Annotated in this window: 16 protein-coding genes; 12 read left to right on the plus strand and 4 right to left on the minus strand. The window is 67.5% G+C overall.

Annotated features, from left to right (window positions below; all coding sequences use genetic code 11):
- A partial coding sequence (locus ACPCXD_RS19345; RefSeq protein WP_423660829.1) for a cupin domain-containing protein occupies nucleotides 1-415 on the minus strand: 415 nt, incomplete at its 3' end.
- 967 nt (nucleotides 416-1,382) lie between these two features.
- Nucleotides 1,383-2,276, minus strand: coding sequence for an NADP-dependent oxidoreductase (locus ACPCXD_RS19350; RefSeq protein WP_129976806.1), 894 nt, complete (start codon nucleotides 2,274-2,276; stop codon nucleotides 1,383-1,385).
- 189 nt (nucleotides 2,277-2,465) lie between these two features.
- Between ACPCXD_RS19350 and ACPCXD_RS19355 the strand changes: the two genes are divergently transcribed.
- From ACPCXD_RS19355 to ACPCXD_RS19365, 3 genes are all read left to right on the plus strand, one after another.
- The gene (locus ACPCXD_RS19355) at nucleotides 2,466-2,879 is read left to right on the plus strand and encodes a winged helix-turn-helix transcriptional regulator (protein WP_423660831.1); all 414 of its coding nucleotides are present in this window, start codon (nucleotides 2,466-2,468) and stop codon (nucleotides 2,877-2,879) included.
- 503 nt (nucleotides 2,880-3,382) lie between these two features.
- A complete protein-coding gene (locus tag ACPCXD_RS19360; RefSeq protein ID WP_438287556.1) occupies nucleotides 3,383-3,649 on the plus strand; it encodes an ATP dependent DNA ligase in 267 nt (88 codons plus the stop codon).
- A 22-nt stretch (nucleotides 3,650-3,671) separates the two neighbouring features.
- Nucleotides 3,672-4,073, plus strand: a complete 402-nt coding sequence (locus ACPCXD_RS19365; RefSeq protein WP_064065421.1) for a TIGR03668 family PPOX class F420-dependent oxidoreductase — start codon at nucleotides 3,672-3,674, stop codon at nucleotides 4,071-4,073.
- A 4-nt stretch (nucleotides 4,074-4,077) separates the two neighbouring features.
- On the opposite strand, the gene ACPCXD_RS19370 is transcribed toward ACPCXD_RS19365, so the two are convergent.
- Nucleotides 4,078-4,923 carry an alpha/beta fold hydrolase gene (locus ACPCXD_RS19370; RefSeq protein ID WP_016934985.1) on the minus strand — a complete coding sequence of 282 codons (846 nt, stop codon included), beginning with the start codon at nucleotides 4,921-4,923 and terminating at the stop codon, nucleotides 4,078-4,080.
- Between the two features lie 148 nt (nucleotides 4,924-5,071).
- On the opposite strand from ACPCXD_RS19370, the gene ACPCXD_RS19375 reads away from it, so the two are divergent.
- Nucleotides 5,072-5,467, plus strand: a complete 396-nt coding sequence (locus tag ACPCXD_RS19375; protein ID WP_242496717.1) for a hypothetical protein — start codon at nucleotides 5,072-5,074, stop codon at nucleotides 5,465-5,467.
- 236 nt (nucleotides 5,468-5,703) lie between these two features.
- Here the strand turns inward: ACPCXD_RS19375 and ACPCXD_RS19380 are convergent, their stop codons facing one another.
- Entirely contained in the window at nucleotides 5,704-6,582 is an 879-nt protein-coding gene (locus ACPCXD_RS19380) for a LysR family transcriptional regulator (protein ID WP_129976804.1), read from the minus strand.
- Between the two features lie 183 nt (nucleotides 6,583-6,765).
- On the opposite strand from ACPCXD_RS19380, the gene ACPCXD_RS19385 reads away from it, so the two are divergent.
- From ACPCXD_RS19385 to ureG, 8 genes are all read left to right on the plus strand, one after another.
- Nucleotides 6,766-8,085, plus strand: coding sequence for an MFS transporter (locus tag ACPCXD_RS19385; RefSeq protein WP_423660909.1), 1,320 nt, complete (start codon nucleotides 6,766-6,768; stop codon nucleotides 8,083-8,085).
- 16 nt (nucleotides 8,086-8,101) lie between these two features.
- Entirely contained in the window at nucleotides 8,102-9,832 is a 1,731-nt protein-coding gene (locus ACPCXD_RS19390) for an acyl-CoA dehydrogenase family protein (protein ID WP_129976803.1), read from the plus strand.
- Nucleotides 9,829-11,004 carry a CaiB/BaiF CoA transferase family protein gene (locus ACPCXD_RS19395; RefSeq protein WP_423660835.1) on the plus strand — a complete coding sequence of 392 codons (1,176 nt, stop codon included), beginning with the start codon at nucleotides 9,829-9,831 and terminating at the stop codon, nucleotides 11,002-11,004. Before ACPCXD_RS19390 ends, ACPCXD_RS19395 begins: the two co-directional genes overlap by 4 nt.
- A gap of 252 nt (nucleotides 11,005-11,256) precedes the next feature.
- Nucleotides 11,257-11,559 carry an urease subunit gamma gene (locus ACPCXD_RS19400; RefSeq protein WP_016933273.1) on the plus strand — a complete coding sequence of 101 codons (303 nt, stop codon included), beginning with the start codon at nucleotides 11,257-11,259 and terminating at the stop codon, nucleotides 11,557-11,559.
- Between the two features lie 12 nt (nucleotides 11,560-11,571).
- The gene (gene ureB, locus ACPCXD_RS19405) at nucleotides 11,572-11,901 is read left to right on the plus strand and encodes an urease subunit beta (protein ID WP_016933274.1); all 330 of its coding nucleotides are present in this window, start codon (nucleotides 11,572-11,574) and stop codon (nucleotides 11,899-11,901) included.
- Nucleotides 11,902-11,905: 4 nt separating this feature from the next.
- On the plus strand, nucleotides 11,906-13,606 hold the full coding sequence (locus ACPCXD_RS19410) for an urease subunit alpha (RefSeq protein ID WP_423660838.1): 1,701 nt from the start codon (nucleotides 11,906-11,908) through the stop codon (nucleotides 13,604-13,606).
- Nucleotides 13,606-14,301, plus strand: a complete 696-nt coding sequence (locus ACPCXD_RS19415; protein ID WP_423660840.1) for an urease accessory protein UreF — start codon at nucleotides 13,606-13,608, stop codon at nucleotides 14,299-14,301. The genes ACPCXD_RS19410 and ACPCXD_RS19415 overlap by 1 nt, the downstream gene beginning before the upstream one ends.
- Entirely contained in the window at nucleotides 14,294-15,046 is a 753-nt protein-coding gene (gene ureG / locus ACPCXD_RS19420; protein ID WP_016692259.1) for an urease accessory protein UreG, read from the plus strand. Before ACPCXD_RS19415 ends, ureG begins: the two co-directional genes overlap by 8 nt.
- The last annotated feature ends 1 nt before the right edge of the window (nucleotide 15,047 follow it).

Here is a 15,047-nt window from a genome sequence, read left to right on the forward strand (position 1 = left end):
CGGCACCATACTCGAGCAATGAGGTATTGACGACCTTGCCGGGCCGTTGATGCAAGTCGGGATGCACTGCGTAGAAGTTGGCATCCAGGGTGTTGACCAGTGGAATGTCGAGCCCGTCCTGCCAAATGACGGGGGTGCGCTCTGAGTCGTTACCGTGTTCGTGCCAAGTACCGCTGGGTGTGATGGCGAAGTCTCGTGGCCCCACCTTGAGTCGGTCACCGTCCACGATTGTCCAGGCGCCCTCGCCTTCGATGACGAAGCGCAGCGCAGCGGCTGCGTGACGGTGCGCCGTCATCGACTCGCCCGGGTTCATGATCTGGAGTCCGGTGTAGAGGAGCCCGACAGCAGCACTGAGTTCTTTACGCCCGTCATTGACGAGCATCACCACCCGACGCCCCGCATCGTCACCGGACACCAGCGACGCGGACTCCAACACAGCCGGACGCAGGTCTCGGTATCTCCACAGCATCGGCACCGACCTCGGGTGCGGGTACCACGGCTCAATGTCGTTCGCCACCGTCCACAACGCCCCCCGCACCCATTGCCTCGAGTTGGCTGTAGAACTTTCTCAACTCGTCGGTGTCCTGCACACGGGACCGTCCGATGATGTCTTCCCTCATAGCAACTGCTCCTCTCGGCTTTTGCGACCCCTGGTCGCCGAAACTTCAGCGACCACTACCGCACCCTACCCATTATTTGATCAAATGTGGAGACGAAACCTTGAGTGGCTTGCGCGGCTGCCTCGTGGACATCGGTCCATAACATGTTTACAACCTGCATGTTTCACAGTTGCAGGCCATAGATCCAACTTCGATGAAAGTCGATTTGATCAAATTGTTCCGACGTAGCGGCCATGGCTGACCGGTCCGCGATGCACTGGCCAGCGCCTCCCGGCGTGCAGCTACCAGCCGAACCCGACATCGTCGCGCTCGCACCAAGCACTCGTCGTCGGGTCGCCCACCCTTGCGCTCCTCCGCGAGTGAGACTTCGACGCACCGGCGACACCGGCATGGTCGACGCTGCCGGCATCCGCCTATCCCAATAGTTCACACAACCCACCGCTGTCGAGATGCAGCGAATATTGGCGGGACACACCATCGCGCTTTGGCCAGAAGCTGGGTGTGTCGGAGATGCCCGTCAATAGCGGTGCAGCCCCGAAAGACGCTTCTCCCCTACCTGTCTCGGCGAGACGAGCAGTTGCGACAAATCGATCGACCAGCTGTACGTCAACCTGTTCGCAGGCGTCGACTGTGGAATGCAGGAAAAACCGAAATCCGCGCACTGGCGATTCTGAGGCTCGGCGGCGACGGTAATCGGACCGTCGCGGTCGAGTTTCCGCGATGGCCATCGACAGGAACAGGCCCGTTCGGCGCGAGTGATCGTCAGGGGATCAGGACGATCCGTCCGCGCAGGCCACCTTCGGCCAGCTTTACGTGGGCCGCTGCTGCCCGCTCAAGCGGGTAGGTCCCTGAGACGCGGGCCACGAGCACCCCTCGGTCCGCAAGTCGGGAGAGTTCGGCGAGCTGGACACCGTCGGCCCGCACGTCCAGAACTTCGACTCGGACACCGCGCTCCGCCTCGGGTTCCCGCCCCGGCCACAGACCGAGGTAGGAGCCGCCGTCGCGGACCGTGACGATCGCCCCATGCCCCAAACCAGCAGCGTCGAGCACCCCGTCGAAACCGGCCGCTTCCAGGGTCGCCCCGCGGGTAAGGACACGGTCGGCTCCACGGGAAAGCAGGAACGGCTCGTCGCCGGCGGAGGCGAACGCGGTGACCTTCAGTCCGTGCCGGTGTGCCAGCTCCACCGCGTGCCCACCAACCGCGCCGGCCGCGCCCGTGACGAGCAGGTGCTGCCCGGCCCGCAACGCCATCATGTCCAGCGCCTGCGCGGCGGACAGCGAGTTGAGGGGCAGCACCGCGGCATGCACGTCGTCCAGAGAGGTCGGGGCGGGGGCGACGGCTTCCGCGTCGAGCACGACGTAGTCGGCGTGGGTGCCCAGCGGCTCGCGGTGCCCCGCGGCCAGGCCGATGACGCGGTCCCCGACCTTCCGGTCGACCCCCGTACCGAGGGCCTCGATCGTGCCGGCGACATCCCAGCCCAGACCGATCCGTTCCCCTCCGCCGAACACCCCCGCGCGCATGGCAGCGTCCACAGGATTCAGCGCAGCCGCACCGACCTTGATTCGCACCTGGCCGGGGCCGGGTGCAGGCATCGAAACCTCGGTGATTTCGACCGCCTCGGGTCCACCGAAGCGGGAAACGGTTGCGGCGCGCATGAACATGGTCTTCCTTCCCTGTTCCCGCGGCGACGATATCCACCGTGCGGGCTCTGTCAGACGTCGGGCCGCGGGTACCACGGACCTGACCTGGCTTCTTACCAATGGTGTGTGACCCCATGATGGGGCAGTATCGAAGTCGATACAAAAGGCACACGCGTGTGCGGAACCGGAAGGATCACGTTCGTCATGGAACCCGAACCGAGCACCGGGCGGACCGCGGCCCTCCCCGGGCCGTGCTCCCGCTGGCCGGCGGAGCAAGGGGAGACCATCCGGCAGATCATCGATCGAGCGGGCAACAAGTGGGCGGTGCTCGTTGTCGGTTCGCTGCACGCTGGGCCCCTTCGATACACCGACTTGCTGCGCTCGATTCCCGGTGTCTCCCAGCGCATGCTCACGTACACCCTGCGCCAGTTGCGGCGTGACGGGCTCGTCACCAGAACCGCCTATCCGGAGGTGCCTCCGAGGGTGGAGTACGCGCTGACCGATCTGGGTGAGACCCTGCTCATCGCGATCACGACCCTGATCGACTGGGCTGGCACCCATCATGACGAGATCCAGGAGAACCGTGCCCGATTCGATGAGACAGAGGCCGCCGTCTGACTCTGGGCAGGCTGTTCTTCTCGAGCAACAATGAACCGTCGATTCCGTTGTCGAGTTACTCGCAGGCGTCACACTCTATGCGAAGGCCGCTAAGCAGCTACTGCTGCGCGACACCAGTAAGCACGCTGCTTGCCGCGCCCATATGCCAACCACCCAACCCACCCCTTCAATAGGAAGCCTTCACTGCTTTCGAATGCGAATCAGCGGGGAGATACGAAGTGGACCAACGCAATGGGAGTCAAGCGATCTCGGCCGTGGCCGACATCTGTGCCCTTCGTGGTCGGCTTTCATCCGCACCACCTGACTGAATCGGTTCGCATTCAACGCACCGCGGATCCTGCTGCCCCGGTATGCACTCCCGGCATCTGCGGCTGCAAATCCCACCTCATGCGTAGCTTTTCGACAAGTTCTCATATTTCGGCCTACCAGTACCCGGATCCGGCAAGGTTGCCGGCGGCATCGGTTCGCTACTCCTCGGAGCGCACGACGACGAGGAACGGTTGGTGTTCATCGGCCGGGTCGGGACGGGATTCACCACCGCGACCCGCCGCGAGCTGCGATCGCAGTTGCGTCCGCTGGAGCGGCCCACCACCCCACTGGCGGTCGCTCCGCCGGCACGGGAGACCCACGGCGCCCACTGGGTGGAGCCCATCCTCGTCGGAGAGGTCGAGTACCGGGAGTACGCGGGCGGAAGCCTCCGGCATCCGAGCTGGCGAGGACTACGCACCGACAAGACGGTGCCGGAGGTCGATCTCCCGGGCCGACACTGACCGTCCGGTTACCGTGAGGCGCATGGACGTCCGTCGCAGTGTCGCCGATGCCCGAGTGGCCCGCCTCGCCACCGCCGACGGGTCCGGCGAGCCACACCTCGTCCCCATCGTGTTCGCCCTCGACGGCGACGTGATCCACACCTGTGTCGACGACAAGCCGAAATCCACCCGGCGCCTGCGTCGACTCGCCGACATCGCCGAGAACCCACGGGTGTGCGTGCTCGTCGACCACTACAGCGACGACTGGTCGCAGCTGTGGTGGGTCCGCATCGACGGCATCGCCACGGTCCACGACGCCGACACTGCCGAGGGAACTGCGGGCATCGACGCGCTCGTCCGCAAATACCCGCAGTACCAGGCGAAACGACCACCGGGACCGGCCATCACCATCGACAGGCTGCGCTGGCGATCCTGGTCGGCGTGAGCAACTACCGGTCCAACGTGAGCATCGCCTCGGCGATCTCGTCGACCACCGCAACAGGGACCGCGGTGCCGGCATCGTCCAGGACGAGCAACCGCGCTCTCGGGATCTCGCGTGCGATGGCTTCTCCGTTGCCGACGGGGAAGAACGGATCCCGGCGGCCGTGCACGACGAGGGTCGGGACGTCGATCTGGCGCAAGCGTTCCCGCCAGCGGGGCGTGCAATCGAGTCTGGCGAAGACCATTCCGAGCTGATTCGCGGACTGGACCGACGGCTCGTCGTTCGGTGTGCGGTCCCAGATGCGCTCGGCAACCACGCACGCGGCGTCGGGATCGTCCCCGAGGACCGCGGCGCGAGCGGCCGCGAATTCCGCCACGGCCGTGCGATCGGCCCAGTCGGGCATCGGGAGCGCGAACATGCGCTTCATCGTCGCCGCGCCGTGATCGGGAAGGTCGGGATCGCACGGGCCCGGTGCGACCGGACGCGTCCCGACCAGAGTCAGTGCCCGGAACGCGGCTGGATGGTCGAGCGCAGCGACCTGGGCCACCATCCCGCCGACACCGATGCCCGCGAGATGCGCCGGCCTGCCATCGAGCGCGTCGACGAGGGCTGCCGCATCGTCGGCGAGGTCGCGCAGGGTGTAGCCGGGCGCGTCCGGGTCCTTCGTCGTCGACTCCCCGCAATCCCGCAGGTCGTACCGCACGACACGACGCCCACCCGCGGCGAGCCGTGTGCACAGTTCGTCGGGCCATGAGAGCATCGTCGTGCCGCCGACGAGCAGGACGAGTGGTGCGTCATCGTCGCCGAAGAACTCGACGCCGAGGTCGACCCCGTTGGCGCTGATGGTGGTCATGGCTCACTCGAGCTTCCGGTGTGCAAGGTCGAGTCCTCGTAACGGGTGCCGTCGAGCCGTGGTCGATGTCCCATGTTCTCGTCTCCTTCTCGATCGGGTTCGGTCTTCTCCGAATCTGCGTGAACGAAGTCCGCGACAGTGGCCACGAGTGGTGGCGTTGAAAGGACAGACCGGAGCAACTCCCCGATCTCATCGGTCCGGCCGTCCAGATCCCCTTGCCGACGAGGACCTGGTCGAGACGCAGTGGGTCGCACTGCGCCTCGCCGAACGCTCCGACGGTTCGCCAGCGCTTCCCGCACTGCTCCACGACACCACCTACGTACCGGACACTGCGGAGGTCGTCGATTCCCTGATCGCTCGGAGCCTGATCCGCGACGACCGGCTCAGCGAATCCGGACGAGAAACCGTGGCAAGGATCGAACATCGCATCGAGGAGCTGACGTCCGGTATCTGGGAGGCCGTCCATCCGGCCGACCGTGTCGCCGCCGAACGTGCGCTGAACACTGTGCTCGACCGTGCCCGAGCGGTCCTTGTGAGTCGGTAGTTGTCAGCGCATCAGTCCTGTCGATTGCCGCGAGCGAGGCACCTTCTCGACGAGTTTGCAGGACGGCCCGTCGACGTCGAGAGCCACGATCGAGATCGTCCTGGGTGTGCTGTTGTCGGTCGTCGGTGTCCGGCAATGGTTCACCTCCTCCGTTCGAGCGTCGGACCCTTCGAGGGTGTCTTCCACCTTGACACGCCCGACTTACCCGGAGGGCACATACCGGGGTGCGACAGCGGTCAGTTCACGTGTGCGCGCAGCACATCCACCACCCGGCGGACCGCCGGCGCCGGGTTGTCACGACGCCACGCGAGCGCGATCGGCAGCACCGGACTGTTCCGCAGCGGGACGTACCGAACGCCCGTCACAGTGATGTCGGTGGTCGACGCGACGACGACCGCAACCCCCACCCCGGCACCCACGAGGGCCAGCAGGCTGTAGGGGTCCGGTGCCTCCCGGGCGATCACGGGGGTGAATCCGGCGGAGTGGCACACCGTGAAGGTCATCTCCCGCACGCTCGACCCGTGGGCGGCGGGATAGACGACGAACCGCTCGCCGGTCAGATCGGCGGCGTCGAGTTCCTCCCGGGTCGCCAATCGATGATCCGCCGGCAGCGCAACCATGAGCGATTCCTGCCGCACCGTCTCGGTGGCGACGTCCCGGGGCACCGGGAGGCCGACGATCCCCATGTCGAGCAGTCCCTGCGAGACGAGATCGAGCACTTCCCCCGTATAGGTCTGCGGACGCAGATCCAGCTCGATCCCGGGACAACGCTCCTCGAGGCGCCGGGCCAGCTGTGAGATCACCGTGTAACCGCTTGCGCCGCCGAATCCGACGCTCACCACGCCGGTGACACCCGAGGCCGTCGACCGCACGACCGTCCGGGCGATCTCGATCTGGGCGGCGATGACGCGCGCGGGACCGAGCAGCGATTCACCGGCGGCGGTGAGCTGCACCGAACGGGTGGTGCGGGCGAACAGCTCGGCGCCGAGGTCGCGTTCGAGGGCGCGGATCGTCTGGCTGAGCGGCGACTGGGCGATGTGCAGTCGCTCCGCCGCGCGTCCGAAGTGCAACTCCTCGGCCACCGCCAGGAAGGCCTGCAGCTGCCGAAGTTCCATGCCGACCTCGACTTTATAAGTTGATCTACACAATCGTGCTCGATTAGGTCTTGGACTTTACACGGTTGCGCCGGTGATAGTGATCCACGACTCATTCATCCGCGGATCGACTCCGCTCGACGCCCTCGGAAGTGCAGCGTGAATACTCCTCCAGAGCACACCGCGACCCCGCCGCCACGCCCGATGCACGACACCCGGGCCGCACGCCGCGCCGGTGTGACCGCCTTCGTCGGCACCACCATCGAATGGTTCGACTTCTACATCTACGGCACGGCCTCGGCTCTCGTCCTCGGGGCACTGTTCTTCCCCGACGCCTCGCCCGCGGTCGGCACACTCGCCGCCTTCGCGACCTTCGCCGTCGGTTTCATCGCCCGGCCTCTCGGCGGGATCGTCTTCGGCCACTTCGGCGACCGCTTCGGACGGAAGAACGCGGTCATCATCACCCTCGCGCTCATGGGCGCCGGCACCGTCGGCGTGGGCCTGCTGCCCACCTACGACCAGATCGGAATCTGGGCGCCTATCCTCCTCGTCGCCCTGCGAGTGCTGCAAGGCATCGCGATGGGCGGCGAATGGGGCGGAGCAGTCCTCATCGCCACCGAGTTCGCCCCACCCGGCAAGAAGGTTCTCTACGGTGCCTTCGCCCAGCAGGGTTCGCCGGTGGGCAATCTCCTTGCCACTCTTTCCTTCCTCGGACTCACCGCGATGTCCGATGCCACCTTCGAAGACTGGGGCTGGCGCATTCCGTTCCTCGCATCCGCCGCGCTGGTGATCGTCGCCCTCTACATCCGCGTACGGATCCAGGAAACGCCGGAGATGCGCGTGGCCGCCGCTGCACAGGAACGCACGAAACTACCGTTGGTCGAAGTCCTGCGTTCACACCCGGCGGCGCTGCTCCTCGGTGTCGGTGCCGTGGTGGCGGGCGTGGCGATCACCTACGTCAAGACGACCTTCGCCCTCGCCTGGGCCACCACCGACCTCGGGTTCACCCGATCGGACTTCCTGCTCGTGATCACCCTCGCACTGGTCGCGCAGGTGCTCGTCCAACCCTTCGGTGCGGTTCTCGCCACCAGGATCGACGCGCGACGCGCCGTGCTGTGGATGCTCGGACCCGAGCTCATCGTCCTGCCGCTGATGTTCGTGCTGATCCGCACGGGCTCGCTCACCTGGGCGATCATCGGCATGGTGCTCGCCACCGCGCCGCACGCGATGTACTACTCGGCGCTGGCCGGCATCCTCGCGCAGGTCTTCCCCACCCACGTGCGCTACACCGGCATCTCGTTGTCGTATCAGATCTCGACGGCGATCTTCGCCGGCACCGCCCCGATGGCGAGCCAGTTCCTCCTCAACCGCGCCGGCTCGATCTGGCCGGTCGTCGGACTCGGGATCGGATACGTGCTGATCTCCCTGATCTGCATGACCGCGCTGCTCAAACGCTCACCGACCAGCACCGAGCCCGACGAACCACGCCCCGCCCCCGCCCGGACGACGGCCGACGCCTCCTGACACCGAACGGACGAAAATGAACTACGCCCACACCGACCCGGCTCTGGATGCGGTACTCGACCGCTGGATCTCCGACGCCCACCGGCCGCTCACCGACCGTCTCCTCGCGCGCCTGGGTGCCGATGCCGCCGACCGTCTCGACGCGCTCGCGGCCACGGCGAACGCCCATCCGCCGGTGCTGCACCGGTACGACCCCGACGGCGAGCGCATCGACCGCATCGAGTACCACCCCGCCTATCTCGAACTGTGCCGCGCCGCCTACAGCGAATACGGTCTCTCGGCACTGTCGCACCGCCCGATCCACGGTTGGACGGACACGCCCCCGCATCTCGTCAAGTACCTCGCGTCATATCTGTTCGTGCAGGCCGAGTTCGGCCTCGCCTGCCCGGTGTCGATGACCGATGCCGCCGCGCGCACCCTGCGGATGTTCGGCGACCCCGAGGTGTTCGGCCCGTGGATCGACGGCCTGACCTCCACCGATCCGGCCACCGCTCTGACGGGGGCGATGTTCATGACCGAGACCCAGGCGGGCACCGATATCGCGAAAACCGAGACCCGCGCCGAATTCGACGGCAACGCATGGCGCTTGACCGGACGCAAGTGGTTCGCCTCCAACCCGGACGCCGATGTCGTGATCACCCTCGCCCGGTTCCCCGGCGGCGACGAGAACTCGACCCGCGGCGTCGGAATGTTCATGCTGCCCGAGCGGCTTCCCGACGGGAGCCGGAACTCGTACACGATCGACCGTCTCAAGGACAAGCTCGGCACGCGATCGATGCCCAGCGGCGAGGTCACCCTGCACGGGGCGTACGCGCTGCAGGTCGGCGACCTCGACCGTGGATTCCGGCAGATGACGGAAATGCTGAACACCTCCCGCCTGTCGAACGCGATGCGCTCGAGCGCCCTGATCCGGCGCGCCGTGCGCGACGCCGTCGCTCACACGAGGGATCGGGTGGTCTTCGGGAAGTCCCTGTTCGACCAGCCGCTCATGCGCGCCACCCTGCTGCCGCTGCTGCTCGACGCCGAGGCCGCTCTCGCGCTCGTCGCCTACAGCGGTGCGACCCTCGATCGCGCCGACCACGGTGACGCGCAGGCCCGCAGTGTCGTCCGGATCCTCACGCCCGTCGCCAAGCACTACATCTGCAAGCGCGCCCGCACCGTCACCGGTGAGGCGATGGAGATCCGGGGTGGCAGCGGCTACATCGAGGACCGGGTGTTCGCCCGCCTCGTGCGCGACTCACACCTCGGATCGATCTGGGAGGGTTCGAGCAATGTCATCGCGCTCGACGTGCTGCGGTCGATGCGCAAGAACGGCGCGCACCGGGTCCTGGCCGACGCGCAGCGCACACTGCTCCACGCGGCGCATCCGGAGTGCGCCCCGGTCGTCGCAGCACTGCGGGAACGCTGGGATGCGCTCGAGGCGCGCGGCGAAGACCTGCTCGCCGGCGACGACACGCACGCGCAAACCCGCTGCGCGACCTACACCGACGATCTCGCACGGACGGTGATGGCGACCCTGCTCGTGGACCTGGCGTCGCACCGCATCGCGCGCGGTCTCGGCCACCGGTCGTTGCTCGTCGCCCATGCCTACCTCGACGGCCTGGCCGGTGAACCGAATGCCGTCGCTCTCGACCACCTCGCCGTGATCGCCGACGGCACGGACGTCGACCCGTCCGTCGCGGCCGCCGCGGCGCCGAGCACCGCCGCCGATGCGGCACCGACTGCACTGACAGGAGCCCGCTCATGAGCACGCATCCCACCGGCCCGGCCCCGCTCGCCGGCATCAAGGTCCTCGACCTGTCGAAAATCCTCGCCGGACCGTACGCGACCATGTCGTTCTCCGACCTCGGCGCCGATGTCACCAAGGTCGAGCACCCCCAGGGCGGCGACCCCACCCGGGTGTGGGGGCCACCCTTCGTCGGCGACGACGCCACCTACTACCTCGCGGTCAACCGCGGCAAGAAGTCGGTGACGATCGACCTCAAGTCGGAGGAGGGACAGCGGATCGTGCACCGGATGCTCGCCGACGCCGACGTCGTGGTCGAGAACTTCAAACCCGGCAGCGGCCTGCAGAAGATCTTCGACTACCGCGCTCTGTCCGAACAGCACCCGCACCTGATCGTCCTGCACATCTCGGCCTTCGGTGACGAGGGACCGCTGGCCGACCAGCCCGGCTACGACATGGTCGCTCAGGCCGCCGGCGGTCTGATGTCGCTGACCGGTGAACCCGGTGGCGCGCCGATGAAGGCCGGATACGCGATGGGCGATCTCGGTGCAGCACTGTTCGGGGTGATCGGGGTACTCGCCGCGCTGGTCGAACGCACTCGCACCGGTCGCGGCCAGTACGTCACCACGTCGCTGTTCGAATGCCAGCTGGCGATGCACGTCAACTGGGCCACGAACTATTTCGCCACGCGGGAGCGACCGCACGCTCTGGGCTCGGCGCACCCCAATCTCGCTCCCTACCAGACATATCCGGCGAGCGACGGATACTTCGTCGTCGCGGTGGGGAACGACGGGCTGTGGGAGAAGCTGTGCGTGGCGCTGGGCCGACCCGAGCTCGTGACCGATGCACGGTTCCTCCACAACCGTGATCGCATCGAGCATCGCGACGAACTCGACGAGGTCCTCACCGAGGCATTCGCCATCGGGACGGTCGAATATTGGTGCCGGGTCCTCGAGGAACATGGCGTGCCGGTATCCCCCATCCGGCATCTCGACGAGATCTACAGCGATCCGCACACCGCCGCGATCGGCATGGTCGGCACCGTCGACCATGCGTCCGGGCCTCTCGAACAGATCGCGTTCCCGGTCAATTTCGGGGGGGCACGACCGCCGCTGCGGTCGGCACCGCCGCTGCACGGAGAACACACCGACGAGATCCTCGCGGGATATCAGGAGGTCTCCGTTCCGTCCTAGCGACGAACGCCTCGAATATCGCTGACCTACGGCCGTTTCCGATCGATCGGGAACGGCCGTAGGTCTGTCCGGCCATGGACGGCGGTGGCGGCATCCCACTGCGGTGTTGCCGGGGTCACGCAGTGCGGCAGCACTTCTGAGGTCGATACGTCCGGATTTCTCCGCGATACGCGGGGGTAACGTCCGCGAAACAAGAGCCGCGCATGATCGGCATCGAGTGCACGACCGCCGACTCGCACGAAAGAACGACATATGCAGCTGACTCCCGCCGATACCGAGAAACTCCTTCTGGCCGTCGCCGGCATGGTGGCGCGCGACCGGCGGGACCGCGGCGTCCGACTGAACTACCCCGAAGCCGTTGCCCTGTTGTCCACCTGGGTGATCGAACGGGCACGCGAAGGCGCCGACGTCGCCGACCTCATGGTGAAGGGCCGCGAGGTCCTCGCCCGCGAAGAGGTCATGGACGGCGTCACCGAAATGCTGACCGACGTGCAGGTCGAGGCCACTTTCCCGGACGGACGCAAGCTCGTCACGATCCACCACCCGATTTCCTGAAAGGAGCCCGACATGGCATCCGGACCGACTTCGGGACCCGGAGCGATTCGCGTCGCCGAGGGCTCCCTCACCCTCAACGCGGACCGCTCCGACGACGAGCGCATCACCCTCGTCTTCCTCAACACCGGTGATCGTCCCATCCAGATCGGCTCACACCTCCACCTGCCGGACGCGAACGCGGCCCTCGAATTCGACCGTGAACGCGCGCAGGGCTTCCGCCTGGACATCCCGTCGGGGACGTCGCAGCGATTCGAACCCGGCAGCAGCCGCGAACTGGACGCCGTCGCCCTGCGCGGGCGACGCGTCGTACCCGGTATCCAGGTGCGGAAGCAGGAGGACTGAGAACGTGGAGATCACACGCGCCGAGTACGCGGCACTGTACGGACCGACGGTCGGCGACCGGGTACGCCTGGGCGACACCGACCTGTGGATCCAGATCGAGGAGGACCGCACCTTCGGCGGCGAGGAAGCCGTCTTCGGTGGCGGCAAGTCCATCCGCGAATCGATGGCCCAGGGCGTGACGACGCGGGCCGAAGGTGCTCCCGACACCGTCATCACGAACGTGATCGTGCTGGACTGGTGGGGCATCGTGCGCGCCGACGTCGGTATCCGCGACGGTCGCATCGTCGCCCTCGGCCGCGCCGGCAACCCGGACATCGCCGACGGCGTGCACCCGAAGTTGCAGATCGGCCCGTCCACCGACGTCATCTCCGGTGAAGGCCGCATCCTCACTGCCGGCGCGTTCGACTCGCACGTGCACCTGCTGTCGCCGTCGCAGATCGTCGAGGCACTCGCCACCGGCATCACCACGATCGCCGGCGGCGGAACCGGTCCGTCCGAAGGGTCGAAGGCCACCACCGTCACGCCGGGCCCGTGGCATCTGATGCAGATGCACCGCGCGCTCGACTCGCTGCCGGTGAATGTGCTGCTGCTCGGCAAGGGCAACACCGTCTCCACCGAAGGGCTGCGCGAACAGGCCCTCGCCGGTGCCGCCGGGTACAAGGTGCACGAGGACTGGGGCTCCACACCGGCCGCGATCGATGCGGCGTTACGCGCGGCCGACGAGCACGGACTGCAGGTCGCGCTGCATTCGGACTCACTGAACGAGGCGGGCTTCGTGGAGAGCACCTTGGCCGCGATCGGCGGCCGCTCGATCCACGCCTTCCACGTCGAAGGCGCCGGAGGTGGGCACGCCCCGGACATCCTGAGCATCGCCGGGTTGCCGCACATCATTCCCGGCTCGACGAACCCGACTCTGCCGCACACGGTGAACACCGTCGAGGAGCACCTCGACATGCTGATGGTCTGTCATCACCTCAACCCGGCCGTCCCGGAGGACCTCGCGTTCGCCGAATCCCGGATCCGGGCCACCACCATCGCGGCCGAGGACATCCTGCACGACATGGGTGCCCTGTCGATCACCTCGTCCGACGCCCAGGCGATGGGACGGATCGGTGAGGTGATCACCCGCACCTGGCAGGTCGCGCACGTGATGAGGAACCGCCGCGGGGCGCTCCACGGCGGCATGCCCGCCGACAACGAACGGGCCCGTCGCTACGTCGCGAAGTACACGATCAACCCCGCGATCGCGCACGGCATCGACCACGAACTCGGTTCTGTCGAGGATGGCAAGCTCGCCGACCTCGTGCTGTGGGACCCGAAGTTCTTCGGCATCCGGCCGTCGCTGGTCATCAAGGGCGGATCGATCGCCTGGGCCGCGCTCGGCGACCCCAACGCGTCGATCCCGACCCCGCAGCCGGTGCTTCAGCGTCCGGCGTTCGGCGATGCGCTGGCCCCCCACACGTCGGTGTCGTTCGTCTCCCCCACCGCCCTCGACGACGGCCTGGAGGAACGACTCGGGTTGCGCCGCAGGTTGTTGCCGCTGCGGCCGACCCGGCACATCGGCAAGGCCGACATGAAGCAGAACGACGCGTTGCCGCGCATCGAGATCCGCCCCGACACCTTCGACATCGACATCGACGGCGAGCGGGTCGTTCCGGCGCCGGCCACCGAACTGCCGCTCACGCAGCTGTATTCGATGTTCTGATGTTGCCCGACACTCTGTCCCCCACCACGGTGCTGCTCCTTCTCGCGGACGGGCGCGCGCCGGTCGGCGGGAACGTCAACTCGGGTGGGCTCGAACCCGCGCTCCAGGGTGGGATGTCACCGACCGAGGTGCGCCGCTTCCTCGTCGCACGGTTGCGCACCTCGGCGGCAGTCGAGGCCGGCGTCGCCGTGGTCACCCGACACGCGGTCGACTCCGATGCCGGAGCCGCACTGTCGCTCCGGATCGACGAGATCGAGGACCACTGGGCGTCGCGCACTCCGGGCCCGGCCCAGCGCGACGCGTCCCGGTTGCTGGCCCGCGGTTATCTGCGACTGGCCCGGAACCTGTGGCCCTCCACCGTTCTCGACGACCTCGACGCCCGGACCCCGCGACCGTCGCGGGGACTGGTGGTCGGGGCCATCGCGGCGCTCGCGCGCATCCCGGCGATCGACACCGCGCGACTGGTGCTGTACGAGGAGGCGCAGGCGATCGTCGCGGCCTTCCTCAAACTGCACCCCTCCGACCCGGCCATCGGTTCGCGATGGGCGCTCGAGGCCTGCGCTCATCTCGAACCGCTCATCGCCGAGCTGTCCGCCCTCACCGATCCGGCGGACATCCCGGCCACCGGTGGTCCCCAGACCGAACTGTGGGCCGAAGCCCACGCATCCGCTCCGGAAAGGCTGTTCCGTGCCTGAACACACCACCACCCGTTCGCTCCGTCTCGGCGTCGCCGGTCCCGTCGGCACGGGCAAGAGCTCGCTGATCGCGACCATATGCCGCACCCTCGCGTCCGAGCTGCAGCTCGGCGTGATCACCAACGACATCTACACCGACGAGGACGCCCGCTTCCTCCGCTCGGCCGGCGTGCTCGATCCCGAGCGCATCCGCGCGGTGGAGACCGGTGCGTGCCCGCACACCGCGATCCGCGACGACGTGACCATGAACCTGCTCGCCGTCGAAGATCTCGAACGCGACTTCGCGCCGCTCGACGTCGTCCTGGTGGAGAGCGGCGGTGACAACCTCACCGCGACCTTCTCCCCCGCGCTCGTCGACGCGCAGATCTTCGTGCTCGATGTCGCCGGTGGTGGCGACGTCGCCCGCAAGGGCGGTCCGGGCATCAGCCGCGCCGACCTGCTCGTGGTGAACAAGACCGATCTGTCCCCCTATGTGGGTGTCGACGTGCCGCAGATGGTCGCCGACGCCGAGAAGGCCCGCGAGGGCGGACCGGTGCTGGCGCTGTCCCGGACCGACGCCGCATCCGTGCAGGCGCTCGGTGACTGGGTGCGCGAGATGCTGGCGGCCCACCGCGCCGGGTCGCACACCCCTGTCGATCCCGGTCCGATGGCTCCGCACTTCCACGCCGACGAGGACGACGAGCACGATCACGGCCATGGGCACGGTCACGGTCACGATCACGCCGTCGCACACACGCACGACTGAT

It is taken from the genome of Rhodococcus sp. AB351, assembly GCF_049538275.1.
Classification (GTDB): domain Bacteria; phylum Actinomycetota; class Actinomycetes; order Mycobacteriales; family Mycobacteriaceae; genus Rhodococcus.